Source organism: Streptomyces sp. NPDC102258, assembly GCF_055584685.1.
On sequence record NZ_JBVJLO010000018.1, the window covers coordinates 1 to 23,816 of the forward strand.

Here is a 23,816-nt window from a genome sequence, read left to right on the forward strand (position 1 = left end):
TTTTGGCACGCTGTTGAGTTCTCAAGGAACGGACGCTTCCTTTGTACTCACCCTCGCGGGCTTTCCTCCGGGCTTTCGTTCTGTTCTTGCGTTTCCGACTCTATCAGAGTCTTTCGCGCTTGCTTTCCGGGTTCTTCGCTTTCGCGTTTCCCTTTCCGGCGATTCCAACCTTACCAGATCATTTCCATGCCGTTTCCGGCTTGGAATTGAATTCGGTGACCGTTGGAGGGTCTGTGCCTTTCGGCGCTCCGCTACGTTAGCGCTTTCCCCTTCCGGCTCATAATCGGGCCGATGGGCGGGGAATTCGGGCGTGCCGAATGAGACCCCGCCAGGGGTGCGTCGTAGGTAGTGGATTGGCCGCTCCGGGGGTCTGCGAAGGCAGTGCCCCGTTCAAGTGGCTCGGGCTACGTTAGGCGTCCGGCACGGCCGAGTCAAGTTGCGCGGCGGCGTGGTGCGTGGGCGCGGTACGGGCTCACCGTGGGGTCACCGGTGATCCAGTAGCGGTACGGGTGGGCGGCTCCGGCGCCGCCGACTCCGGTGCGGGGGCCGTTGCTCACCAGGTCGGGCGGGGTGGAAGTGCCCGTGAGGAGAGAGAGGGGGGAGTCGGGGCCCGCGCACAGGTCGGTGCCGTCGAGGGAGCGGTCCACGTCCAGGGCCGTGGCCAGACGGGCCGGACCCTTGGCCAGTTCGTGAGGGTTTCTGGCCGTAAGTCGGCGTTTGGCGGCCAGGTCGGCGCCCACCGTCACCTCCCCCGCGCGGATCAGTACGCCGCTCGCGTGGTCGGGCGGTCCGCACACCAGGTTGAGGCTGAACCACATGCCGTAGATGAAGTAGACGTACGCGTGTCCGGGCGGCCCGAACATCGACGCGTTGCGGGCCGTGCGGCCGCGGTAGGCGTGGGAGCCGGGGTCGGCCTGGCCCTCGTACGCCTCCACCTCGGTGATGCGTAGCTCCAGGGGGCCGTCCGGGGTACGGCGGACCAGGGTGCGGCCGAGGAGGTCGGGGGCCACGGTGAGGACCGGGCGGTCGAAGAAGGACCGGGCCAGGGGCGTACGGTCGGGTCGCGCGCTCATCCGGTCGAGCGTAACGGAACCGGCGGCCGGGCAACCGGGGGCCTAAGGTTCCGCGTTGGTAAGACGTAGTCCTTAGAGCTGTATCAGGGGAGATTGAGCATGGGGTTCAGGAAGCTGTTCGCGAGTCTGGGGGCCGGTGGTGCCTCGGTGGACACGGTCATCACCGAGCCGAACGTCGTGCCGGGCGGGATCGTCCAGGGCGAGGTCCGGATCCAGGGCGGGTCCGTGGAGCAGCAGATCGAGGGGCTGTCCGTCGGCCTGCAGGCGCGGGTGGAGGTGGAGGGCGGCGACAACGAGTACAAGCAGGACATCGTCTTCACCAAGCAGCGTCTCGGCGGTGCCTTCCAGGTCCAGGCCGGCGCGCTGCACGTGGTGCCCTTCGGGCTGGAGATCCCGGCGGAGACGCCGATCACCCACTTCGGTGGTCAGCACCTGCACGGGATGAACATCGGGGTGAGCACCGAGCTGGAGATCGCGCGGGCGGTGGACGCGGGCGACCTGGACGCGATCAACGTGCACCCGGTGCCGGCGCAGCAGGCGATCCTGGACGCGTTCCGGCAGCTGGGCTTCTCCTTCCGCAGTGCGGACATGGAGCGCGGGCACATCCGCGGGACGCGGCAGACGCTGCCGTTCTACCAGGAGATCGAGTTCCTGCCGCCGTCGCAGTACCGGGGGCTGAACCAGGTGGAGCTGACCTTCGTCTCGGACGGCCGGGAGATGGACGTCGTCCTGGAGATGGACAAGAAGCCGGGCCTGTTCAGCGAGGGCAGTGACACCTACCGCTGCTTCCAGGTGGGGCTGCAGTCGTACGAGGGAACGGACTGGGCCGCGTACCTGAACCAGTGGATCGCGTCGGTCGGTTCGCAGCGCAACTGGTTCTAGGCTCGGCCCGTACGGGTTTCCGATCAGGAGGTACAGCAGTGGCCGAGCAGAACAGGGCGCCCCTTCCGCACGATTTCCATCCGGAGGTGCGGTCCTTCACGGTGACCAGTGCGGATGTGGCCCACGGGGCGGAGCTGGGCGATGCCCAGGTCCAGTCGGGCGGGAACGAGTCGCCGCACCTGCGCTGGGAGGGCTTCCCCGAGGGGACCAAGAGCTTCGCGGTGACGTGCTTCGACCCGGACGCGCCGACGGGCAGTGGCTTCTGGCACTGGGTGCTCTTCGATCTGCCGGTCTCGGTGACCGAGCTGCCGGCCGGTGCGGGCAGCGGGAAGTTCGAGGGGCTGCCCGCCGGGGCGGTGCACGCGCGCAACGACTACGGCAGCCGTGACTTCGGCGGGGCGGCTCCGCCGGCCGGGGAGCGGCACCGGTACGTGTTCACGGTGTACGCGGTGGACCAGGAGAAGCTGGGTCCCGACGCGGACGCCTCGCCGGCGGTGGTGGGATTCAATCTGCGCTTCCACACGCTCGGGCGGGCCCAGCTGATCGGTGAGTACGCCTCGCCCGAGGGTTGATCGTTCTCCGAGCGTTTGCCCGGTCCTGGTCTAAAGACGGCCAGCACCGGGCATTTTTATTGCGTTGTCCCGCGTGGCGCGCGCGGCCAGAGTGGTCGCGGGCCCTGCTGCCGGTGTGGTCGCGGGCCTGCACACGGGAGGTGGGCGAGATGCGGGACACGCTGGTGCTGAACGCGAGCTTCGAGCCGCTGTCGACGGTGACGCTGAACCGGGCCGTGGTCCTGGTGCTCCAGGACAAGGCCGTGGTCGAGCAGTCGCATCCCGAGCTGCGTGTGCGTGCGGCCACCATGGAGTTGCCGATGCCCCGGGTGATCAGGCTCTGCCGCTACGTACGGGTGCCCTTCCGAAGACACGCTCCCTGGTCGCGGAGGGGGGTGTTGGTCCGGGACCAACACCGGTGCGCGTACTGCGGGAAGCGCGCGACGACCGTGGACCACGTACTTCCGCGGGCGCAGGGTGGTGGGGACACGTGGCTGAACACGGTGGCCTCCTGCGCCGAGGACAACCACCGCAAGGCGGCGCGGACTCCGGAGGAAGCGGGGATGCCGCTGCTGCGCAAGCCCTTCGTGCCGTCGCCGGCGGACGCGATGCTGCTGGCCCTGGGGGTGGGTGTGCAGGAGGCGCTGCCCGAGTGGTTGGGGCGTACCGCCTGAGGGACCGGTCCGCTGGGCGACGTATCCCCGGTACGTCGTTCAGCGGAGCAGGAGCTGGACGATCGCGAGGATTCCGACGGTCACGATGATGCCGCGCAGGACGGTCGGCGGGAGGCGCCGGCCGATCTTGGCGCCGATCTGGCCGCCGATGGTGGAGCCGACGGCGATGAGGAGGACGGCGGTCCAGTCGAAGTCGGCGACGAAGAGGAAGAAGACGGCCGCGATGCCGTTGACGAGGGCGGCGACGACGTTCTTGACGGCGTTGATGCGTTGCAGGTCCTCGTGGAGGAAGAGTCCCATGAGGCCGAGGTAGAGCACGCCCTGCGCGGCGCCGAAGTAACCCCCGTACGCGCTGGAGAGCAGCATGCCGGTGAGCAGGACCGGGCCGCCGTCGTCGTGGCCCGTGCCGGCTCCGGCGGCTTCCTGGCGGCGGCGCAGGGCCGCGGCGAGGCGGGGCTGGAGGACGACGAGGACGAGGGCCAGGCCGATGAGGACGGGCACGATCGTGTCGAAGGAGTCCGACGGCAGGGTGAGGAGCAGGACGGCGCCGGCGAGGCCGCCGACGAGGGAGACCGCGCCGAGGCGCAGGACGCGGCGGCCCTGGCCGCGGAGTTCCTTGCGGTAGCCGAAGGCTCCGCTGAGGGAGCCGGGCACCAGGCCGAGGGTGTTGGACACGTTCGCGGTGACCGGGGTCAGCCCGGTGGCGAGCAGCACCGGGAAGGTGATGAGGGTGCCGGAGCCGACGATGGTGTTGATCGTTCCGGCGCCGATGCCGGCGGCGAGGACCGCGAGTGATTCCCAGAGGGACATGGACATGGACATGGACGGAGCCATCCCCTTTGCGTGAGTGGGTCGCCTCCCCGCCATGAAGGTCGAGGGGTCTCACCGATCATGCATCAGGGGCGGGCCGCGTCAGTCGATGGGGGGCTGTTCCCGGCGGTCGGCGCCCTTGTCGGCGTCGGCGCCGCCCTTGCCGCCCTGGGGGTTGAAGCCGCCCGGACCGCCGCCCATGGGGCCGAAGTTGCCCATGGCGCCGGAGAGGCCCTTGAGTGCGTCGCCGATCTCGCTGGGCACGATCCAGAGCTTGTTGGCGTCGCCCTCGGCGATCTTCGGGAGCATCTGGAGGTACTGGTAGGCGAGGAGCTTCTGGTCGGCGTCGCCGGCGTGGATCGACTCGAAGACCGTACGGATGGCCTGGGCCTCGCCCTCGGCGCGCAGGGCGGCGGCCTTGGCGTCACCTTCGGCGCGCAGGATGGAGGACTGCTTCTCACCTTCGGCGCGCAGGATCTCGGACTGGCGGACACCTTCGGCCTGGAGGATCGCGGCGCGCTTGTCGCGGTCGGCGCGCATCTGCTTCTCCATCGAGTCCTGGATGGAGGTCGGCGGCTCGATGGCCTTGAGCTCGACGCGGTTGACGCGGATGCCCCACTTGCCGGTGGCCTCGTCGAGGACGCCGCGCAGCGCTGCGTTGATCTCCTCGCGGGAGGTCAGGGTCCGCTCCAGGTCCATGCCGCCGATGATGTTGCGCAGGGTGGTGACGGTGAGCTGCTCGATGGCCTGGATGTAGCTGGCCACCTCGTACGTGGCGGCGCGGGCGTCGGTCACCTGGTAGTAGATGACGGTGTCGATGTTGACGACCAGGTTGTCCTGCGTGATGACCGGCTGCGGCGGGAACGGGACGACCTGTTCACGCAGGTCGATCCGGTTGCGGATCGAGTCGATGAACGGGACGACGATGTTGAGGCCCGCGTTGAGGGTGCGGGTGTAGCGGCCGAACCGCTCGACGATGGCGGCGCTGGCCTGCGGGATCACCTGGATCGTCTTGACCAGGGCGATGAAGACCAGAACCACCAGGATGATCAGGACGATGATGATCGGTTGCATGCGGTTCCCCGTGCCCTTCCGGCTGTCTGTGCTGCCCCGTTGACCGGAGTCTCGCAGACCCGGGGCTCACGAGCAGGCTGGTTGTCACATCACGACGGCGGTCGCCCCGTCGATCTCCACCACGTCCACGGACTGGCCGGGCTCGAAGCTGCTGTCCGCGTCGAGCGTGCGGGCGGACCAGATCTCGCCGGCGAGCTTGATGCGGCCCCCGCGGCCGTCGACGCGTTCGAGGACGAGGGCGCTGCGGCCCTTCAACGCGTCGATGCCGCTGCGGTGTTGGGGCCGCTGGTCGCGGTGGCGGTTGGCGATCGGCCGGACGACGGCGATCAGCGCGACCGAGACGAGGACGAAGACCAGGACCTGGGCCACCGCTCCCCCGCCGAGGGCCGCCGTGACGGCGGCCGCGACCGCGCCGAGGGCGAACATGCCGAACTCCGGCATGGCGGTCAGGACGAGGGGGATGCCCAGTCCGACCGCGCCGATGAGCCACCACACCCATGCGTCGATGTCCACATGGTCATGGTAGATCCGCCGGGCACGGTCCGGACAGGGGGCGTCGGGGGCTCCGCGCTCAGCGCAGCGGCAGGCCCTGGGCCGTCCAGCGGTCGTGCTCGTTGCGTTCGACGACGAGCGGGAGGCCGAAGCAGAGGGAGAGGTTGCGGGAGGTCAGTTCCAGGTCGATGGGACCGGCGGTGACGACCTTGCCCTGGCGGATCATCAGGACGTGCGTGAAGCCGGGGGCGATCTCCTCGACGTGGTGCGTGACCATGACCATCGACGGAGCCAGGGGGTCGCGGGCGAGGCGGCCGAGACGGCGTACGAGGTCCTCGCGGCCGCCGAGGTCGAGGCCGGCGGCGGGCTCGTCGAGGAGGAGCAGCTCGGGGTCGGTCATCAGGGCGCGGGCGATCAGGGTGCGCTTGCGCTCGCCCTCGGAGAGGGTGCCGAACTTGCGGTCGAGGTAGTCGCTCATGCCGAGGCGGTCGAGGAAGGCGCGGGCGCGCTGCTCGTCGACGTCCTCGTACTCCTCCTGCCAGGTCGCGGTCATGCCGTAGGCGGCGGTGAGCACGGTCTGCAGGACGGTCTGCCGCTTCGGGAGCTTGTCGGCGAGCGCGATGCCGGCGACGCCGATGCGCGGGCGCAGTTCGAAGACGTCGGCGCCGGGCTTGCCGAGGGTGCTGCCGAGGATGGTGGCGGAGCCCTTGGTGGGGAAGAGGTAGCTGGAGGCGAGGTTCAGCAGCGTGGTCTTGCCGGCGCCGTTGGGGCCGAGGATCACCCAGCGCTCCCCCTCCTTCACCGACCAGGAGACCTGGTCCACCAGAGCCCGGCCCTCGCGGACCACGGATACGTCCACCAGCTCCAGAACATCGCTCATGAGCGTGTTGTCACCCCTTGCAGTCACGGTTCTCTGTGTGCGCCGGAAGGCGCAGCCCCGGAGGAAAACCTACGCCACTCCCGGAGGGCTCCGGGCGCCAGGCCGGGCGCGGGGGCGGATCCGTAAAGTGGGGGGATGCTTTTCGAACCACGTTCAGGGCGGCTGGCCGCCTGGGGGAACGCTCTGCTGGCCGGTCTGGTCTCGCCCGACGAGGCCGCGCTGTCGATCGTGGGCGAGGACGCCGTGCACCGGGTGGCCGGGCTGCCGGGGGAGGCGGGGCCGGTCGGGCTCACGCTGGCCCTGGGGCGGCTGCGGGCGCTGGGGGCGGCCGGTCTGCGGGTGGCGCTGCCGGCGCCGGGGCATCCGCTGGGGCTGAGCGGGCCGCCGGAGTTCAACGCGCGGGCGCTGGAGGCCGAGGAGGCCGTGGTGTGCGTGGGCGCGGCGCTGGGGCTGGTGCCGGAGGTCACGGAGGCGGGCCCGGCGGGTGACGTCCACGTCTCGGTGGTGTGGCACTGCCTGCCGGTGCGGGAGGCCCCGCCGGCGGACGTGCCCTCGCTCGGGGAGGCGGAGCGGGAGCTGGCGGAGGCCCTGCGGGAGGCGACGGTGGTGCTGACCCGGCTGGACGTGGCGGGGTCGGGTCCGGTCGCGGAGGCGGCGCTGGCGGCGTACCGGGCGCGGGCTGAGGCGGGGCGGGAGGCGCTGGCGCCGGGTTATCCGCCGCGGGCGGTGCGGGTGCTGGCGCTGGCGCAGCGGGTGGACCTGATGGTGTCCCTGGCGTACGAGAACGGGCACGGGGGTGCGGTGGCCGCCTCGGAGATGGCGGCGCGGGCCGAGGCCTTGCGGCCCGTGGAGCGGGTGGCGCGGAGGGCGCTGGTGGCGGCGTACAACTCGGCGGTGGAGGAGCGGTAGCCTCCGGCGGTTGTGGGGGCCCGGCCGTGGGCCCTGCGGGGGGCGTCGGTCCGTGCGGCGCCCTCGGGCGGCCCCGGGCTGCGCCCGGGCTTCCTGGGGCTCCGCCCCAGACCCCGCGCCTCAAACGCCGACGGGGCTGGATAGGGGGCACAGTCGGCGCCCCGGCTGCGCCCGGGCCTTCTGGGGCTCCGCCCCAGGCCCCGCGCCTCAAACGCCGGCGGGGCTGGATGAGGGGCGCTGCGGCCCCGCCTAGCGGGGAGAGCGGCGAGGCTGGATAGGGGGCGCCGCGGCCCCGCTTACCGGGGAGAGCGGCGGGGCTGGAGCTGGATAGGGCGTGCCGCGGCGTCGCTTCCCCAGGGAAACCGGCGGGGCTGGATACGCGGGGCCCGGTAGGGCGTGCCGCGGCCCCGCTTCCCCGGGGAGAGGGGGGAGGCGGGGCCGTGGGGGGTGTCAGGCGTTGACGCCGGTGTTGCCGAAGGCGCCGTTGAGCAGGCCGATCACGTTGACGGTGTTGCCGACGACGTTCACCGGGACGTTGACGGGGACCTGGAGCAGGTTCCCGGAGGCCACGCCGGGCGAGTTCTGGGCCTCGCCCTCCGCGAACGCACCGCCGTGCGCCGAGGAGACACCCGCGCCGGCGGCGAGGAGGCCGCCCGCGATCATGGTGGCGGCTGCGGCCTTCTTGAAGTTCTTCACGTTCTCGTCCTCCAGTACGTCTGCCGCGACCAGCCGCCGCGGCACGTGAGGAAGAACGGCTCCCCGGCCCGCCGGGATACGCCATGTGGGCTACATACACCCGGTCGTATGAATCTCCGTTCAGCGGATTGTCGCTCCGGCTCCCTCCCCCTCAGTCCGCCAGGCCGTGTCTGACCGCCCACAACGCGGCCTGGGTGCGGTCGGAAAGGTCGAGCTTCATCAGGATGTTCGACACGTGCGTCTTGACCGTCTTCTCGGAGAGGACGAGGGCCCGGGCGATCTCCCGGTTGGCGCGGCCGTCCGCGATGAGGCCGAGGACCTCGCGCTCGCGGTCGGTCAGCGCGCCCGGGCGGCCCGACGGCTGGTCGTCCTGGGCCGCGAGCAGGGCCTCGGCGACCTCCGGCTGGAGCAGGACGTGCCCGGCGTGCACGGAGCGGATGGCGCCCGCGAGGGCGTCGGGGTCGATGTCCTTGTGTACGTAGCCGGCCGCGCCGGCCCGCAGGGCGGGGACCACCGTCCGGTGCTCGGTGAAGCTGGTGACGATGAGGACGCGGGCCGGGTTGGCCAGCTGCCGCAGCCGCCGCAGGGCCTCGATGCCGTCGGTGCCCGGCATCTTGACGTCCATGAGGATCACGTCGGGCCGCAGTTCCTCGGCGCGGGCGAGGCCCTCCTCCCCGTCCGCGGCCTCGCCGACCACCTCGATGTCCTCCTGCACCTCCAGGAAGGTGCGCAGGCCGCGCCGGACCACCTGGTGGTCGTCGACCAGCAGGACGCGGATGCGGTGACGGCCGGGGGTGTCAGGCACCGGGGACCTCCATCTCGATCGTGGCGCCCTCGCCGGGCGCGGAGCGGACCTCCAGCCGGCCTCCGGCCCCGCTCGCCCGGTCCCGCATGGAGACGAGCCCGAGGTGGCGGCCCGCGGTGCGGACGGCGGAGGGGGAGAAGCCGCGGCCGCCGTCGCGCACGCGCAGGACGGCGCCGCCGGCGGGGGTCCGGGCGAGGGTGACCTCGACCCGGTCGGCGCCGGAGTGGCGCAGGGCGTTGTGGAGGGCCTCCTGGGCGACGCGGAGCAGCGCCTCCTCCTGGGCCGCGGGCAGGGCCCGTACGCCGTCACAGGCGAAGGTGACGGCGGCGGTGTGGGCGCGGTCCAGGACGCGGACGTGGTTGCGCAGGGTGGCGACGAGGCCGTCTTCGTCGAGCGCGGCGGGCCGCAGCTCGGTCACGGCGGCGCGCAGCTCGTCGGCGGCCTCGGCGGCCAGGACGGCGACCTGGTGGAGCTCGTCCTTGGCGCGGTCGGGGTCGCGGTCGACGAGGGTGGCGGCGGCCTGGGCGGTGAGGCGCAGGGAGAACAGCTTCTGGCTGACGGCGTCGTGCAGCTCGTGGGCGAGCCGGGAGCGCTCCTCGGCGATGGTGAGCTCGCGGCTGCGTTCGTAGAGGCGGGCGTTGGTGAGGGCTATGGCGGCGTGCTGGGCGAGGAGGGAGAGGAGCTCCTCGTCCTCGTCGGTGAACCCGCCCGGGCCGCCGTGGGCGCCGGGGCGCTTGTTGGCGAGGAAGAGGGCGCCGAGGGTCTCCTCGCCGTCGCGGATGGGCAGGCCGAGGAAGTCGGACATCTCGGGGTGGGCGGCGGGCCAGCCCCCGAAGCGGGGGTCCCGGCGTACGTCGGCCAGTCGTTCGGGGGCGTCGTGGTGGAGCATCGCGGCGAGGATGCCGTGCTGGCGGGGCAGGGGGCCGATGCGGCGCCACTGTTCCTCGCTGACGCCGTCCACGACGAACTGGGCGAAGCCGCCGTGGTCGTCGGGGACGCCGAGGGCCGCGTATTCGGCGTCGAGCAGTTCGCGGGCAGAGGCGACGATCGTGCGCAGGACGTCGTGGACCTCCAGGCGCCGGCTCATGGCGAGCAGCGCGCTGCTGACGGCCGCCAGTCCCGTGGGGGGTCCGTGGTGCATGGATTCACCGTACCGGCGGCCCTGACCTGCGGGATCGGGCCCGAGACGTAGGTCTGGGGCCGGAGGCGGTCCGTCTGGGGCGGGAGGCCGCGGGGGCTTTCTCTGCCCTGGGGACGAGGCCTGCGGGGCCGCGCCTCCTCCTTACGGCCGAGAAGCGTCACGCATTGCGTTGCGGTCGCAACTCTGGGTCAGACCGTTATGGGGCCGATGTGAGCCCGGGCATAGGACGCACATCACTTACGAAGCTGCCTAGTGGATAGATAAAGGCCTTGTCAGTTCGGTCCCGCCTAGCGCCGGGGTGCCGATCCGGGCGTCGGTCGCAGGGCCTGATCCACTAAGCGGGATCGTACGTCACACCTTTGCCAGGGGTTTTTGCCGGAGCTAAGAATGTCGACGTCGCACCGAGCGCCCCGCGGATCCCGGATCCACGCGGCGCTTTCCTGCGGCCACCGCCCCCAGATCCTCGGGGGTGCCCCCGTCGAAGAGGTTGCCCCCGCCATGTCTGCTTCCAGCACTCCCGGTCACAGTCGTCTGACGAAGGCACACAAGCTGTCCATCGCCGGTGTCGCCACGCTCGGCGCCGCCGCACTCGCCCTCACCCTCGTCCCCGCCGGCGCTGCCGACGGCGCCGCCGCCGCCCAGGCGCGGCCCGAGACGGTCGTGAACGTGGCCCCCGTGGCCTGGACGCAGTCGGTGAAGCAGAACCTGACCGCGCAGACGGCCGTCGCCGACCAGAAGGCCAAGGACGCCGCGAAGGCGCAGGCCGAGGCGCAGGCGAAGAAGGCCCGTGAGCAGAAGGCCGCGGCCAGCCGGTCCGCCGTCCGCACCCCGGTCTTCGCGAACAACCTGGACGGCTGGATCAAGGAAGCCCTCTTCATCATGAAGAAGGAGGGCATCCCGGGCACGTACGCCGGCATCCACAAGAACATCATGCGCGAGTCGAGCGGCAACCCCCGCGCGATCAACAACTGGGACATCAACGCCCGCAACGGCATCCCGTCGAAGGGCCTGCTCCAGGTCATCCAGCCGACGTTCGCCGCGTACCACGTCAAGGGCACGAAGTTCGACCTGTACGACCCGGTCGCGAACATCGTCGCCGCGTGCAACTACGCCGCCGACCGCTACGGCTCGATGGACAACGTCAACAGCGCCTACTGAGCCTTCGCGACGGCCTGACGTCCTCGCGCCCAGACCCCCCATGCGCCTCAGGGCGGCCCCCGGTGATCCGGGTGCCGCCCTGAGGCGTTTCGTACGGGGGCCGGGGCGCTACTTGCGCATGACCTCGGGCTCGTGGCGGCGCAGCAGGCGGGCCACCGCGAAGCCGCAGAGGACGCCGAGCAGCAGGAGGACGGAGACGTCCAGGAACCACTGGCCGGCGGTGGGGTCCCACAGCGGGTCGGTGTTGGTGGGGTTCTCGGGGTCCCACGGCGCCATGAGCTTGCCGAGGTTCAGCGTGGTGCCGGCCGCGGCGACGGACCAGCGGGACGGCATCAGGTAGGCGAACTGCTCCAGGCCGATCTTGTCGTACAGCTGGAACAGGATGCCGGTGAAGACGACCTGGATGATCGCGAACATGACGAGCAGCGGCATGGTCTTCTCGGCGGTCTTCACCAGCGAGGAGATGACGAGGCCGAACATCATCGCGGTGAGGCCGAGGGCGCTCACCGAGATGCACAGCTCGACGGCCGGGGGCATGAGCAGGCCTTCGGCGGGCAGCTTGCGCGGGGTGAAGCCGATGGCGCAGATGATCACGCCCTGGATGATCGTGATCACGCCGAGGACGATCACCTTCGACATGAGGTACGCGGACCGGGACAGGCCGGTCGCGCGCTCACGTTCGTAGATGACGCGTTCCTTGATCAGCTCGCGGACCGAGTTCGCGGCGCCGGAGAAGCACATGCCGACCGCGAGGATCAGCATGATCGTGCCGGCGTCGCCGTTGAAGCGGCTCGGCGGGGTCGGCGGAGCCAGGCCGAACTTCGCGGGGATCACCGTGGAGACGATGCCGAGGACCGCGGGCAGCAGCACCATGAGGGCCAGGAAGCCCTTGTCGGAGGCGATCACCGAGACGTAGCGGCGGATCAGCGTCCACAGCTGCGAGCCCCAGCCCTGCGGCTTCGGCGGGTTCATCTGCTGCGGGGTCGGCATCGCGACCGGCTGCGGGGCGACCGCGTCGAGGTCGGCGGCGTAGAGCTGGTAGTGCTGTGAGCCCTTCCAGCGGCCGGCCCAGTCGTACTCGCGGTAGTTCTCGAAGGCGGAGAACACGTCGGCCCAGGTGGTGTAGCCGAAGAAGTTCAGCGCCTCGTCCGGCGGGCCGAAGTAGGCGACGGACCCGCCCGGGGCCATGACCAGCAGCTTGTCGCACAGCGCCAGCTCGGCGACGGAGTGGGTGACGACGAGGACGGTGCGGCCGTCGTCGGCGAGGCCGCGCAGCAGCTGCATGACGTCGCGGTCCATGCCCGGGTCGAGGCCGGAGGTGGGCTCGTCCAGGAAGATCAGCGAGGGCTTGGTGAGCAGCTCCAGGGCCACGGAGACGCGCTTGCGCTGCCCGCCCGAGAGCGCGGTGATCTTCTTGTCCTTGTGGATGTCGAGCTTGAGCTCGCGCAGCACCTCGTCGACGCGGGCGGCGCGCTCGGCCTCGGCGGTGTCGCCGGGGAAGCGGAGCTTGGCCGCGTACTTGAGGGCCGTGCGGACCTTCAGCTCCTTGTGCAGGATGTCGTCCTGCGGGACCAGGCCGATGCGCTGGCGGAGCTCCGCGAACTGCTTGTACAGGTTGCGGTTGTCGTAGAGGACGTCGCCCTGGTCGGCGGGCCGGTAGCCGGTGAGCGCCTTGAGCAGGGTGGACTTGCCCGAGCCGGAGGGGCCGATGACGCCGATCAGCGACTTCTCGGGGACGCCGAAGGTGACGTCCTTGAGGATCTGCTTGCCGCCGTCGACGGTGACGGTGAGGTGGCGGGCCGAGAAGGAGACGTCACCGGTGTCGACGAACTCCTCAAGGCGGTCGCCGACGATCCGGAAGGTGGAGTGGCCGACGCCGACGATGTCGTTCGGGCCGAGCAGCGCGGTGCCGGACTTGGGGAGCGGCTGGCCGTTGACGTAGGTGCCGTTGTGGCTGCCGAGGTCGTGGATCTCGAAGCGTCCGCCGGTGGAGCGGAACTCCGCGTGGTGGCGGGAGACCTGGAGGTCGGAGACGACGAGCTCGTTCTCCAGGGCGCGGCCGATGCGCATGACGCGGCCGACGGCGATCTGGTGGAACGTCGTCGGGCTGCGGTCACCGCCGTGGGCGGGGGCGGCGGGCTGCGCGTGCGGCTGGCCGGGGTGCTGCTGCTGGGGCGGCACGTACGGCTGGTGCTGCTGGTGCTGCTGCGGCTGCTGGTCCCAGGCGGGCTGCTGCGGCTGTTGCTGCACCGGAGCCTGGTAGGCCGGGGCCTGCTGCTGCGCGTGCGCCTGCGCCTGCGCCGGGGCCTGGTAGGCCGGCTGCGGCGCCGCCGCGGCGGCGCCCGCACCGCTCGGATTCAGCCGCGGACCGTCGGTCGCGTTGCCCAGGTGGACCGGCGTGTCGGGCACGAGGTCGCTCTGCTGGACCCGGGCACCGTGCACGTACGTGCCGTTGGTGCTGCCGTGGTCCTCGATGACCCAACCCCGCCCGTTCCAGCTGATGGTGGCGTGCCGCCACGACACCCGGGCGTCGTCGACCACCACGTCACCCTGGGGGTCGCGCCCCAGCGAGTACGACCTGGACGGATCGAGCGTCCAGGTCCTTCCGTTCAATTCCAGTACGAGTTCCGGCACTCCAGCCCCACTTAAGTCCCCCGAGAATCCCCCTGATGCCAGGGAGTCTAGGGATGGCGAACATCCGGGGGAACTATTTCAGGCCCGCGGCCACATGTGGAATCGGGGCCTTCCGCGCTGTCCGCCGGCGGGGGTGAAAGCCACCCGGAGAGTGCGATAGGGGACGTCTCGGCCGGCCGCCCGGCCACGTACCGGCCGGTAACGACCAGAGGGCAGGGTGGGGCCGCAGGCGTCTGAGGGGTGGGACGGGGCTCCGGTGCGGGGGGTGGGGAAGATACGGTGAGGGGACCATGAGCGCTTCGCAGACCTCCGACGTCCCCACCCTCCTCGTCAAGATCTTCGGCAAGGACCGTCCCGGGATCACCGCCGGGCTGTTCGACACCCTCGCCGCCTACTCCGTCGATGTCGTCGACATCGAGCAGGTCGTCACCCGCGGCCGCATCGTCCTGTGCGCCCTCGTCACCAAGCCCGGCTCCGGCGTCGAGGGCGAGCTGCGGGCCACCGTCCACAGCTGGGCCGAGTCGCTCAAGCTCCAGGCGGAGATCCTCTCCGGCACCGGTGACAACCGGCCGCGCGGCAGCGGCCGTTCACACGTCACCGTGCTCGGCAACCCGCTCACCGCCGAGTCCACCGCCATCATCGCCGCCCGGATCACCCGGACCGGCGGCAACATCGACCGCATCTTCCGGCTCGCGAAGTATCCGGTGACGGCGGTCGAGTTCGCCGTCTCGGGCGTCGAGACGGGGCCGCTGCGCACCGCCCTCGCCACCACCGCCGCGCAGATCGGCGTCGACGTGGCCGTGGTGTCGGCGGGCCTGCACCGCCGTGCGCAGCGGCTCGTCGTGATGGACGTGGACTCCACCCTGATCCAGGACGAGGTCATCGAGCTGTTCGCGGCCCACGCCGGCTGTGAGGCCGAGGTCGCCGAGGTGACCGAGCGGGCGATGCGCGGGGAGCTGGACTTCGAGCAGTCCCTGCACGCCCGGGTGGCACTGCTCGCGGGGCTGGACGCGTCGGTCGTGGACAAGGTCCGCGCCGAGGTGCGGCTGACCCCGGGGGCCCGGACCCTGATCCGGACGCTGAAGACGCTCGGCTACCAGGTCGGCGTGGTCTCGGGCGGCTTCACGCAGGTGACGGACGACCTGCGCGAGCGGCTCGGGCTGGACTTCGCCTCGGCGAACACGCTGGAGATCGTCGACGGGAAGCTGACCGGCAAGGTCACCGGCGAGATCGTGGACCGGGCCGGCAAGGCCCGCCTGCTGCGCCGTTTCGCGGCCGAGGCGGGGGTGCCGCTGGCGCAGACGGTGGCGATCGGCGACGGTGCCAACGACCTGGACATGCTGAACGCGGCCGGGCTGGGCGTGGCCTTCAACGCCAAGCCGGTGGTCCGCGAGGCGGCGCACACCGCGGTGAACGTGCCGTTCCTGGACGCGGTGCTGTACCTGCTCGGCATCACCCGCGAGGAAGTGGAAGCGGCCGACCTGGCCTGAGGCCGAAGACAGCCGCCCCGACCGCCACCGCTCCCCCACGCCCGGCCGGGCTCCCCGGCCGGGCGTCCGTCGTCCCCGGGGCGCGGGCGCGGGCGGCGCGGTCAGTGCTCCTTGGGGGTCCAGAAGTCCAGCAGCGTGCCCACGCCGTGCTCGACGGACTTCCACGTTCCGGTGAAGGAGAGGACGGCCAGCGCGGCGGTCGGGAAGCCCGTACGGGACATCCGCGCCAGGGCGTCGCCCTCCGCCCGCCCGGTGAGGGCGTCGGCGAGGGCGTGCATGCCCGGGTTGTGGCCGATGACGAGGAGGTTCGCGACCTCGTCGGGGGTCTCGTTCAGCAGGGCGATGAGCTCGCCCGGCGAAGCCTCGTAGAGCCGTTCCTCGTACGAGGTCCGCGGCCGGTGCGGGAGGGCCTGGACGGCGAGCTTCCACGTCTCCCGGGTGCGGACGGCGGTGGAGCAGAGGGCCAGGTCGAAGTCGATGCCGGTCTCGGCCAGCTTCAGTCCGGCGGCCGGCGCGTCCTTACGGCCGCGTTCCGCCAGCGGGCGGTCGTGGTCGGACACATCGGGCCAGTCGGCCTTGGCGTGCCGGAGGAGGGCGATCCTGCGGGGTGTGTCGGCGCTCATGACTCCCAGCTTCCCACGAAAGGCGCCACGGGGCGCGGGGCGTTGGGGGCTCGCGCCCGGCCGGGGGGGTGCCCCGTCGGGGGGCGGGTCAGCCCACGGCGCGCAGCAGTTCCCGACTCATGTGGAGCAGCCCGGCATCGTCTGTGGCGGCCGCGTGGACCTCGCCCGAGCCCGCGAGGAGCAGCAGCAGGAGCCCGAAGGCGAGCGCGGGCAGCGCGAGGGCCCACCAGTGCAGCCGGGCGTCGGCTCCGGCGTGGGCCGAGGGACGGCGTCGACGGGCCGGGGGGAAGTGCGTGGGGGCCGACATGGCCGCCTCCGGGGGTGTGCTGGGACGGGCTCGCTCCCTCGAATCTAGGGATCCGAGGCGGCGTTTCCCATCGGGGGCACACCCCAGTCGACCCTGAACCCGGCCCCCTAGGGGATGGGGGGGTAACCCCACCACCGGGGTGCGGGGGCCGGTCCGGGGCGACGGCTCAGGGGGAGGCGAGGGTGGCGATGACGGCGATGACGACGGTCACGAGCAGCATCGCGCCCAGCACGAGGCCGAGCTTCTTGTGGCCGTCCTGGGGGTTCGGTTCGAGTACGGGCGACATGCCGGTCAGTCTCGCATGCCGCATTCGTCCTCGATCGTGCGGTCCCGGCCCGCGAGGACGCCGAGGACGATCTGCGGGACGAGCAGGGCGGCCATCACGGCCAGCGGCAGGTCCCAGCCGCCGCTGTGCTGGTAGAGGGTGCCGATGACGAGGGGCCCGGGGATGGAGATCAGGTAGCCGGTGCTCTGGGCGAAGGCGGAGAGCTTGACGACCCCGGCCGGGGACTTGGCGCGCAGCCCGATCATGGTGATGACCAGGGGGAAGGCGCAGTTGGAGACGCCCAGCAGCAGGGCCCAGGCCCAGGCTCCGCCGGCCGGCGCGAGGTAGAGCCCGAGGTAGCCGGCGAAGCCGAACAGGCCGAGGGTGACGGCGATGGGGCCCTGGTGGCGCATGCGTCCGGCGAGGCGGGGGATGACGAAGGCCAGCGGCACGCCCATGACCATGGTGACGGCGAGCAGCACGCCGGCGGTGGAGGCGGAGACCCCGGCGTCGCGGAAGATCTGCGGGAGCCAGCCCATGGTGACGTAGGCACCGGTGGCCTGGAGGCCGAAGTAGCAGGCGAGCGCCCAGGCGGTGCGGCTGCGGATGACGGAGGGGCCCGCGTCCTCGCGTACGGCGGTGGCGGGCGCGGCGGCCTTCTCGCGGCGTCCGGCGGCGGCGATGGGCAGCCAGGGCAGTACGGCGGCCAGCGCGAGGACGGCCCAGACCAGCAGCCCGCCGCGCCAGCTGCCGCCGAGGGCGGAGGTCAGCGGGACGGTGACGGCGGCGGCGAGGGAGGTGCCGGCGGCCAGGGCCATGGAGTAGAGGCCGGTCATGGTGCCGACTCGGTCGGGGAACCAGCGCTTGACGATGACCGGCAGCAGCACGTTGGTCAGGGCTATGCCGGCCAGGGACAGGGCGCTGGCCGCGAGGAAGCCGACGGCGCTGTCCGCGAAGGGGCGGATCAGCAGGCCCGCGGCGACGGCGGCCATGCCGGCGCAGACGACGGCGGCGGGGCCGAAGCGGCGCGAGAGGCGGGGCGCGGTGACGCCGAAGACGGCGAAGCAGAGGGCCGGGACGGAGGTGATGAGTCCGGCGACGGTGCCGCTCATGTGGAGGCCGGTGCGGGTCTCCTCGAAGAGGGCGCCGAGGCTGGTGATGGCGGGCCGCAGGTTGAGGGCGGCCAGCACGATTCCGACGATCAGCACCGGACCCAGCCACGTGGGGGCGACGTGCGGGGAGGCGGGGAGCGGCGCGTGGGCGGAGCTGCGCACGGCCGTGGGGCGGTTCATGGTGCGGATTTCTTCGTCGGACATTGAACCATCATAGAATCATGGGATGATTGGTTGTCCAGTCGTCCCAGAGAGGACCTTCCCCCCATGCCGCTGACCTCGCCCCGGCGATCCGCCCTCGTCGATCAGGTGATCGCCCAGCTGCGGAACCAGATCACCTCCGGGGAGTGGCCGGTGGGGGGCCGGATCCCGACCGAGCCGGAGCTGGTGGAACTGCTGGGGGTGGCCCGCAACACGGTGCGGGAGGCCGTCCGCGCGCTCGCGCACAACGGGCTGCTGGACATCCGCCAGGGTTCGGGCACCTACGTGATCGCCACCAGCGAGCTGGCCGGGGTGATGCACCGCCGCTTCTCCGGAGCCGATCCCCGGCACATCGCCGAGCTGCGTTCGACGCTGGAGTCGTCGGGGGCCCGGCTGGCCGCCGAGCGGCGCACCGAGCGGGACCTCGTCCAGCTGGACGCGCTGCTGGCGCGGCGCGAGGAGGCGTGGGCGAGCGGGGACACGGACCTGTTCGTCGCGGCGGACGTCGGGCTGCACATGGCGGTGGTGACGGCCTCGCACAACGAGGTGCTGATCGAGCTGTACGCGGACCTGGCCGACCTGGTGGCGGACTGGCTGCGGGCGGACGTCGGCGCCGTGCTGGACCCGGCCGACCACCTGGACCACGCCCGCCTGATCGAGGCGATCCGGCGCGGGGACGGGGACACGGCGGCCTCGGAGGCGGCCGGCTACCCGTACGTCTGCCTGGGCAGGCGCCGCCGCTGAACGGCCGGCCTCAGGGCCGCTGGTGGCTCACCCAGGCCGTACGGACCTCTTTCCAGCAGCGCCCGGTGAGCCGGATCCGCCCGGCCGGGTCCAGGGGCACGGCCGTGGTGTCGGCGTCCAGGTCCCACCAGCGCTCGCATTCCACGTGGAGGCGGAGCAGGTCGGTCTCCGGGTAGCCGTTGTGGCAGTACGCGATGACCTCGGAGCCCTCGATCTCGGTGTCGCAGTCGGCGCCGTAGAGCTCGGGAGGCGCGGCGGGAGGGGGCCGTACGGGGGGCTCGGCCGGGATGTCGGCGAGGTCGACGACGGCCGGGGCCGCGGCTTCGGGGCCCGCTCCGGGCTCCGGGCCGCCGGCCTGCGCGGTGGCTCCCGGGATCACGAGGCCGGTCAGGACCACGGAGGTGACCAGCAGGGATACCGCTCGGCTCGGCCTCGCGCGCACGCCCGTACCTCCTCCCCGAAGCAGCCGGGAAGATCCCGACGTGGTCAGTTTGCAGGCATCTGTCCCGGTTTTCGAATCGAGAAGATCCGGTCAGGCGGCGAAAATCTGATCGAACGACGTCCCGTCCCCCGGCCCCTGAGCGCGGAAACGGCGGTGGCCGCGCCTCCCGGAGAGGGAGGCGCGGCCACCGCCGTACGGACGCGGACGCCGGTCAGGCACCCATCGCGTGCAGGCCGCCGTCGACGTGGACGATCTCGCCCGTGGTCTTCGGGAACCAGTCCGACAGCAGGGCGACGACGCCCTTGCCCGCCGGCTCCGGGTCGCTCATGTCCCACTCCAGCATGGAGCGGGAGTTCCAGACCTCCGCCAGCTCGCCGAAGCCCGGGATGGACTTCGCGGCCATCGAGCCGATCGGACCGGCCGAGACCAGGTTGCAGCGGATGTTCTCCTTGCCCAGGTCGCGGGCGAGGTAGCGGCTGGTGGCTTCCAGCGCGGCCTTGGCCGGGCCCATCCAGTCGTACTGCGGCCAGGCGAACTGCGCGTCGAAGGTGAGGCCGACGACGGCCGCGCCCTCGTGCGGGAACAGCGGCTTGCAGGCCATCGTCAGCGACTTCAGCGAGAACGCCGAGACGTGCATGGCGGTGGCCACCGACTCGAACGGGGTGTTGAGGAAGTTGCCGCCCAGCGCGTCCTGCGGCGCGAAGCCGATGGAGTGGACGACGCCGTCGAGGCCGCCCAGCTCGTCGCGGACGAGGCCCTCCAGGCGCGCCAGGTGCTCGTCATTGGTGACGTCGAGCTCGATGACCTTCACGGGCTTGGGGAGCTTGCGCGCGATGCGCTCGGTCAGCGTCGGCCGCGGGAAGGCGGTGAGGATGACCTCGGCGCCCTGCTCCTGGGCCAGGCGGGCGGTGTGGAAGGCGATGGAGGACTCCATCAGCACCCCGGTGATGAGGATGCGCTTGCCGTCGAGAATTCCGCTCATGTGATCAGTGACCCATGCCCAATCCGCCGTCAACGGGAATGACGGCTCCGGTGATGTACGCGGCGTCGTCGGACGCCAGGAAGCTCACGGCCGCCGCGATCTCCTCGGGCCGCGCGTAGCGGGCGAGGGGCACCTGACCGACGATGGCGGCGCGCTGCTCGTCGGTGAGCACCTTCGTCATGTCGGTGTCCACGAAACCGGGGGCGACCACGTTGAAGGTGATGTTGCGGGAGCCCAGCTCGCGGGCGAGGGAGCGGGCGAAGCCCACCAGCGCGGCCTTCGAGGCGGCGTAGTTGGCCTGGCCGGCCGAGCCCAGCAGGCCCACGACCGAGGAGATCAGGACGACGCGGCCCTTCTTCGCCCGGAGCATGCCGCGGTTGGCGCGCTTGACGACGCGGAAGGTGCCCGTGAGGTTGGTGTCGACGACGGAGGTGAAGTCCTCCTCGGACATGCGCATGAGCAGCGTGTCCTTGGTGACGCCGGCGTTGGCCACCAGCACCTCGACGTTGCCGTGCTTGGCTTCCACCTCCTTGTAGGCCTGCTCCACCTGCTCGTTGTCGGTGATGTCGCAGCGCACGGCCAGCACGCCCAGCTCCGTGAGCTCCTGCGGCGGCTCTCCCGAGCGGTACGTGATCGCGACCTTGTCGCCGGCCTGGGCGAAGGCTCGGGCGATGGCGAGGCCGATGCCCCGGTTACCTCCGGTGACGAGAACCGAGCGGCTCAACGGATCACCCTTTCGCTAGCTGTCTGAATACCAAAAACCTATAGGTCCGGTCCGGCATCCGGAGAATCGGGCTCCGACAGGGCCTCGCGACGGGCTCTGTCGAGTACCTACAGAAACGGGTATGCACCCGGGACCCGATCGCGACATGATCGAGCCGACCTGCCCCGACCCCCGGAGGATTTCCGTGGCCCATTCCCTCGACGCGGCCTTCACCGCGCTGCCCCTGCGGGCGCTCGCCGACGCGGCGCTCGCCCGGGCCCGCGCGCTGGGCGCCGACCATGCCGACTTCCGGCTCGAACGGATCCGCAGCGCCTCCTGGCGGCTGCGCGACGCCAAACCCTCCGGCGGCTCCGACACCACCGACCTCGGATACGCCGTCCGCGTGGTGCACGGGGGCAGCTGGGGCTTCGCCTCCGGTGTCGACCTGACCATGGACGCCGCCGCCAAGGTGGCCTCGCAGGCCGTCGCCATGGCCAAGCTGTCCGCCCAGGTCATCAAGGCCGCCGGCTCCGACGAGCGGGTCGAGCTCGCCGACGAGCCGGTGCACGCCGACAAGACCTGGATCTCGGCCTACGACGTGGACCCCTTCGCGGTCCCCGACGCCGAGAAGGCGGCCCTGCTGGCCGACTGGAGCGCGCGGCTGCTGGCCGCCGAGGGCGTGGCGCACGTCGACGCCTCGCTGCTCGCCGTCCACGAGAACAAGTTCTACGCCGACACCGCGGGCACCTCCACCACCCAGCAGCGGGTCCGGATCCACCCGCAGCTCACGGCCGTCGCCGTGAACGCCACCACCGGCGAGTTCGACTCGATGCGCACCATCGCCCCGCCCGCCGGGCGCGGCTGGGAGTACCTGACGGGCACCGGCTGGGACTGGGACGCCGAGCTGGAGGAGATCCCCGGCCTGCTCGCCGAGAAGATGCGGGCCCCGGGCGTCGAGGCCGGGCGCTACGACCTGGTCGTGCACCCGTCCAACCTGTGGCTGACCATCCACGAGTCCATCGGCCACGCCACCGAGCTCGACCGGGCGCTGGGCTACGAGGCGGCGTACGCGGGTACCTCGTTCGCCACCTTCGACCAGCTGGGCAAGCTCAAGTACGGCTCGTCGGTCATGAACGTGACCGGTGACCGCACGGCCGAGCACGGCCTGGCCACGATCGGGTACGACGACGAGGGCGTCGAGGCGCAGAGCTGGGACCTCGTCACGGAGGGCACCCTGACCGGCTACCAGCTGGACCGGCGCATCGCGAAGCTCACCGGTCTCGGCCGCTCCAACGGCTGCGCGTACGCCGACTCCCCCGGCCACGTGCCCGTCCAGCGCATGGCCAACGTCTCGCTCCAGCCGGACCCGGGCGGGCTGTCCACGGAGGACCTGATCGGCGGGGTGGAGCGCGGGATCTACGTGGTCGGCGACCGCTCCTGGTCGATCGACATGCAGCGCTACAACTTCCAGTTCACCGGCCAGCGCTTCTTCCGCATCGAGAACGGCCGGCTGGCCGGGCAGCTGCGCGACGTCGCCTACCAGGCCACGACGACCGACTTCTGGGGCTCGATGGAGAAGGTGGGCGGTCCGCAGACCTACGTCCTGGGCGGCGCCTTCAACTGCGGGAAGGCCCAGCCGGGCCAGGTCGCGGCGGTCTCCCACGGCTGCCCCTCGGCCCTGTTCCGCGACGTGAACATCTTGAACACCACGCAGGAGGCCGGACGCTGATGTCGACCCGAACCAAGCCGCACGAGATCGTCGAGCGCGCCCTGGAGCTGTCCACGGCCGACGGCTGCGTCGTCATCGCCGACGAGGAGTCCAGCGCCAACCTGCGCTGGGCGGGCAACGCGCTCACCACCAACGGCGTCACCCGCGGGCGCACCCTGACGGTCATCGCCACCGTCGACGGCAAGGAGGGCACGGCCTCGGGGGTCGTCTCGCGCTCCGCCGTCACGGCGGCGGACCTGGAGCCGCTGGTCCGGGCCGCCGAGGCGGCCGCGCGCGGGGCCGGTCCCGCAGAGGACGCCCAGCCGCTGGTGACCGGGACCCCGGCCTCCCCGGACTTCACCGACGGCCCCGCCGAGACCTCCTCGGCGGTGTTCGCGGACTTCGCCCCGGCCCTCGGCGAGGCCTTCGCCCGCGCCCGGGCCGGCGGGCGGGAGCTGTACGGCTTCGCGCACCACCAGCTGGTGTCCACGTACGTCGGCACCTCGACCGGGCTGCGGCTGCGCCACGACCAGCCCAACGGGACCCTGGAGGTGAACGCGAAGTCCCCGGACCGCTCGCGCTCGGCCTGGGCCGGCCGCGCCACCCGGGACTTCAAGGACGTGGACCCGACCGTGCTGGACGCGGAGCTGGCCGTCCGGCTGGGCTGGGCGGAGCGCAAGGTCGAGCTGCCCGCCGGGCGGTACGAGACGCTGCTGCCGCCCACGGCCGTGGCGGACCTGCTGATCTACCAGATGTGGTCGGCGGCGGCCCGGGACGCGGTGGAGGGCCGGACGGTCTTCTCCAAGCCCGGCGGCGGCACCCGGGTCGGGGAGCGGCTCTCCCGGCTGCCGCTGACCCTGCGCAGCGACCCGCACGCGCCGGGCCTGGAGTCGGCGCCGTTCGTGATCGCGCACAGCTCGGGCGACGACGCCTCGGTGTTCGACAACGGCCTGCCGGTCGGAGCCACCGAGTGGATCAGCGGCGGCGAGCTGGCCCGGCTGACCACGACCCGGCACAGCGCGGCCCTGACCGGGCTGCCGCTCTCCCCCTCCTTCGGGAACCTGATCCTGGACGGGGGCGGGGACACCTCGCTGGAGGAGATGGTGGCGGGCACCGAGCGCGGGCTGCTGCTGACCTGCCTCTGGTACATCCGCGAGGTCGATCCGGCCACCCTGCTGCTCACGGGCCTGACCCGGGACGGGGTGTACCTGGTGGAGAACGGGCAGGTCACGGGCGAGGTCAACAACTTCCGGTTCAACGAGTCCCCGGTGGACCTGCTGTCGCGGGCCACCGAGGCCGGGCGGACCGAGAAGACGCTGCCGCGCGAGTGGGGCGACTGGTTCACACGGGCCGCGATGCCCGCGCTGCGGATCCCGGACTTCAACATGAGCTCGGTCAGCAAGGGCGTCTGACCCACCTAGACTGACCATGGCAATTTCAGACACCGAAGGAGTCGAGAG

The 23,816-nt window shown here is 71.7% G+C and carries 25 protein-coding genes; 9 read left to right on the plus strand and 16 right to left on the minus strand.

Features of this window, described 5'->3' with window-relative positions; genetic code table 11:
• Positions 1 to 431 precede the first annotated feature (431 nt).
• The gene (locus ACZ6ZT_RS26155) at positions 432 to 1,073 is read right to left on the minus strand and encodes a DNA-3-methyladenine glycosylase (protein ID WP_469722363.1); all 642 of its coding nucleotides are present in this window, start codon (positions 1,071 to 1,073) and stop codon (positions 432 to 434) included.
• A gap of 99 nt (positions 1,074 to 1,172) precedes the next feature.
• Between ACZ6ZT_RS26155 and ACZ6ZT_RS26160 the strand changes: the two genes are divergently transcribed.
• The 3 genes from ACZ6ZT_RS26160 to ACZ6ZT_RS26170 all read left to right on the plus strand — a co-directional run bounded on the left by ACZ6ZT_RS26160 (position 1,173) and on the right by ACZ6ZT_RS26170 (position 3,180).
• Entirely contained in the window at positions 1,173 to 1,955 is a 783-nt protein-coding gene (locus ACZ6ZT_RS26160) for a sporulation protein (protein WP_469722364.1), read from the plus strand.
• 38 nt (positions 1,956 to 1,993) lie between these two features.
• Positions 1,994 to 2,527 carry a YbhB/YbcL family Raf kinase inhibitor-like protein gene (locus ACZ6ZT_RS26165; RefSeq protein ID WP_469722365.1) on the plus strand — a complete coding sequence of 178 codons (534 nt, stop codon included), beginning with the start codon at positions 1,994 to 1,996 and terminating at the stop codon, positions 2,525 to 2,527.
• Between the two features lie 149 nt (positions 2,528 to 2,676).
• A complete protein-coding gene (locus tag ACZ6ZT_RS26170) occupies positions 2,677 to 3,180 on the plus strand; it encodes an HNH endonuclease (RefSeq protein WP_469722366.1) in 504 nt (167 codons plus the stop codon).
• Positions 3,181 to 3,219: 39 nt separating this feature from the next.
• On the opposite strand, the gene ACZ6ZT_RS26175 is transcribed toward ACZ6ZT_RS26170, so the two are convergent.
• The 4 genes from ACZ6ZT_RS26175 to ACZ6ZT_RS26190 all read right to left on the minus strand — a co-directional run bounded on the left by ACZ6ZT_RS26175 (position 3,220) and on the right by ACZ6ZT_RS26190 (position 6,436).
• Positions 3,220 to 3,990 carry a sulfite exporter TauE/SafE family protein gene (locus ACZ6ZT_RS26175; RefSeq protein ID WP_469722528.1) on the minus strand — a complete coding sequence of 257 codons (771 nt, stop codon included), beginning with the start codon at positions 3,988 to 3,990 and terminating at the stop codon, positions 3,220 to 3,222.
• Positions 3,991 to 4,092: 102 nt separating this feature from the next.
• On the minus strand, positions 4,093 to 5,064 hold the full coding sequence (locus tag ACZ6ZT_RS26180; protein ID WP_469722367.1) for an SPFH domain-containing protein: 972 nt from the start codon (positions 5,062 to 5,064) through the stop codon (positions 4,093 to 4,095).
• 84 nt (positions 5,065 to 5,148) lie between these two features.
• Positions 5,149 to 5,577 (minus strand): NfeD family protein, encoded by a 429-nt coding sequence (locus tag ACZ6ZT_RS26185; protein WP_469722368.1) that lies wholly within the window; start codon positions 5,575 to 5,577, stop codon positions 5,149 to 5,151.
• A 58-nt stretch (positions 5,578 to 5,635) separates the two neighbouring features.
• Positions 5,636 to 6,436, minus strand: a complete 801-nt coding sequence (locus tag ACZ6ZT_RS26190) for an ABC transporter ATP-binding protein (protein WP_469722369.1) — start codon at positions 6,434 to 6,436, stop codon at positions 5,636 to 5,638.
• 135 nt (positions 6,437 to 6,571) lie between these two features.
• Here ACZ6ZT_RS26190 and ACZ6ZT_RS26195 point away from each other — a divergent pair, with 135 nt between their 5' ends.
• Positions 6,572 to 7,345 (plus strand): hypothetical protein, encoded by a 774-nt coding sequence (locus tag ACZ6ZT_RS26195; RefSeq protein ID WP_469722370.1) that lies wholly within the window; start codon positions 6,572 to 6,574, stop codon positions 7,343 to 7,345.
• Positions 7,346 to 7,795: 450 nt separating this feature from the next.
• On the opposite strand, the gene ACZ6ZT_RS26200 is transcribed toward ACZ6ZT_RS26195, so the two are convergent.
• The 3 genes from ACZ6ZT_RS26200 to ACZ6ZT_RS26210 form a co-directional block, all read right to left on the minus strand.
• Positions 7,796 to 8,041 carry a chaplin family protein gene (locus ACZ6ZT_RS26200; RefSeq protein ID WP_469722529.1) on the minus strand — a complete coding sequence of 82 codons (246 nt, stop codon included), beginning with the start codon at positions 8,039 to 8,041 and terminating at the stop codon, positions 7,796 to 7,798.
• 151 nt (positions 8,042 to 8,192) lie between these two features.
• On the minus strand, positions 8,193 to 8,846 hold the full coding sequence (locus ACZ6ZT_RS26205; RefSeq protein ID WP_469722371.1) for a response regulator: 654 nt from the start codon (positions 8,844 to 8,846) through the stop codon (positions 8,193 to 8,195).
• Positions 8,839 to 9,987, minus strand: coding sequence for a GAF domain-containing sensor histidine kinase (locus ACZ6ZT_RS26210; RefSeq protein WP_469722372.1), 1,149 nt, complete (start codon positions 9,985 to 9,987; stop codon positions 8,839 to 8,841). The genes ACZ6ZT_RS26205 and ACZ6ZT_RS26210 overlap by 8 nt, the downstream gene beginning before the upstream one ends.
• A 498-nt stretch (positions 9,988 to 10,485) precedes the next feature.
• Between ACZ6ZT_RS26210 and ACZ6ZT_RS26215 the strand changes: the two genes are divergently transcribed.
• Complete coding sequence (locus tag ACZ6ZT_RS26215; RefSeq protein ID WP_469722373.1) at positions 10,486 to 11,145, plus strand: transglycosylase SLT domain-containing protein; 660 nt, start codon at positions 10,486 to 10,488, stop codon at positions 11,143 to 11,145.
• Positions 11,146 to 11,253: 108 nt separating this feature from the next.
• Here ACZ6ZT_RS26215 and ACZ6ZT_RS26220 read toward each other — a convergent pair whose 3' ends face one another.
• Complete coding sequence (locus ACZ6ZT_RS26220) at positions 11,254 to 13,779, minus strand: ABC transporter ATP-binding protein/permease (RefSeq protein WP_469722374.1); 2,526 nt, start codon at positions 13,777 to 13,779, stop codon at positions 11,254 to 11,256.
• 290 nt (positions 13,780 to 14,069) lie between these two features.
• Here ACZ6ZT_RS26220 and serB point away from each other — a divergent pair, with 290 nt between their 5' ends.
• A complete protein-coding gene (serB, locus tag ACZ6ZT_RS26225) occupies positions 14,070 to 15,269 on the plus strand; it encodes a phosphoserine phosphatase SerB (protein WP_469722375.1) in 1,200 nt (399 codons plus the stop codon).
• Positions 15,270 to 15,370: 101 nt separating this feature from the next.
• Here serB and ACZ6ZT_RS26230 read toward each other — a convergent pair whose 3' ends face one another.
• The 4 genes from ACZ6ZT_RS26230 to ACZ6ZT_RS26245 form a co-directional block, all read right to left on the minus strand.
• Positions 15,371 to 15,892: a SixA phosphatase family protein gene (locus ACZ6ZT_RS26230; protein WP_469722376.1), complete on the minus strand. Its 522-nt coding sequence runs from the start codon at positions 15,890 to 15,892 to the stop codon at positions 15,371 to 15,373.
• 88 nt (positions 15,893 to 15,980) lie between these two features.
• A complete protein-coding gene (locus ACZ6ZT_RS26235; protein ID WP_469722377.1) occupies positions 15,981 to 16,199 on the minus strand; it encodes a hypothetical protein in 219 nt (72 codons plus the stop codon).
• A 166-nt stretch (positions 16,200 to 16,365) separates the two neighbouring features.
• On the minus strand, positions 16,366 to 16,485 hold the full coding sequence (locus ACZ6ZT_RS26240) for an SGM_5486 family transporter-associated protein (RefSeq protein ID WP_469722378.1): 120 nt from the start codon (positions 16,483 to 16,485) through the stop codon (positions 16,366 to 16,368).
• A gap of 5 nt (positions 16,486 to 16,490) precedes the next feature.
• On the minus strand, positions 16,491 to 17,780 hold the full coding sequence (locus ACZ6ZT_RS26245) for a CynX/NimT family MFS transporter (protein ID WP_469722379.1): 1,290 nt from the start codon (positions 17,778 to 17,780) through the stop codon (positions 16,491 to 16,493).
• 63 nt (positions 17,781 to 17,843) lie between these two features.
• Between ACZ6ZT_RS26245 and ACZ6ZT_RS26250 the strand changes: the two genes are divergently transcribed.
• A complete protein-coding gene (locus ACZ6ZT_RS26250) occupies positions 17,844 to 18,521 on the plus strand; it encodes a FadR/GntR family transcriptional regulator (RefSeq protein ID WP_469722380.1) in 678 nt (225 codons plus the stop codon).
• A gap of 10 nt (positions 18,522 to 18,531) precedes the next feature.
• Here the strand turns inward: ACZ6ZT_RS26250 and ACZ6ZT_RS26255 are convergent, their stop codons facing one another.
• From ACZ6ZT_RS26255 to fabG, 3 genes are all read right to left on the minus strand, one after another.
• Positions 18,532 to 18,963: a hypothetical protein gene (locus tag ACZ6ZT_RS26255; protein WP_469722381.1), complete on the minus strand. Its 432-nt coding sequence runs from the start codon at positions 18,961 to 18,963 to the stop codon at positions 18,532 to 18,534.
• A gap of 211 nt (positions 18,964 to 19,174) precedes the next feature.
• Positions 19,175 to 19,945 (minus strand): enoyl-ACP reductase FabI, encoded by a 771-nt coding sequence (gene fabI, locus ACZ6ZT_RS26260; RefSeq protein WP_469722382.1) that lies wholly within the window; start codon positions 19,943 to 19,945, stop codon positions 19,175 to 19,177.
• Positions 19,946 to 19,949: 4 nt separating this feature from the next.
• Positions 19,950 to 20,669 (minus strand): 3-oxoacyl-[acyl-carrier-protein] reductase, encoded by a 720-nt coding sequence (fabG, locus tag ACZ6ZT_RS26265; RefSeq protein WP_469722383.1) that lies wholly within the window; start codon positions 20,667 to 20,669, stop codon positions 19,950 to 19,952.
• A 145-nt stretch (positions 20,670 to 20,814) separates the two neighbouring features.
• Between fabG and ACZ6ZT_RS26270 the strand changes: the two genes are divergently transcribed.
• Positions 20,815 to 22,377 (plus strand): TldD/PmbA family protein, encoded by a 1,563-nt coding sequence (locus ACZ6ZT_RS26270; protein ID WP_469722384.1) that lies wholly within the window; start codon positions 20,815 to 20,817, stop codon positions 22,375 to 22,377.
• Positions 22,377 to 23,768: a metallopeptidase TldD-related protein gene (locus ACZ6ZT_RS26275; protein WP_469722385.1), complete on the plus strand. Its 1,392-nt coding sequence runs from the start codon at positions 22,377 to 22,379 to the stop codon at positions 23,766 to 23,768. Before ACZ6ZT_RS26270 ends, ACZ6ZT_RS26275 begins: the two co-directional genes overlap by 1 nt.
• The last annotated feature ends 48 nt before the right edge of the window (positions 23,769 to 23,816 follow it).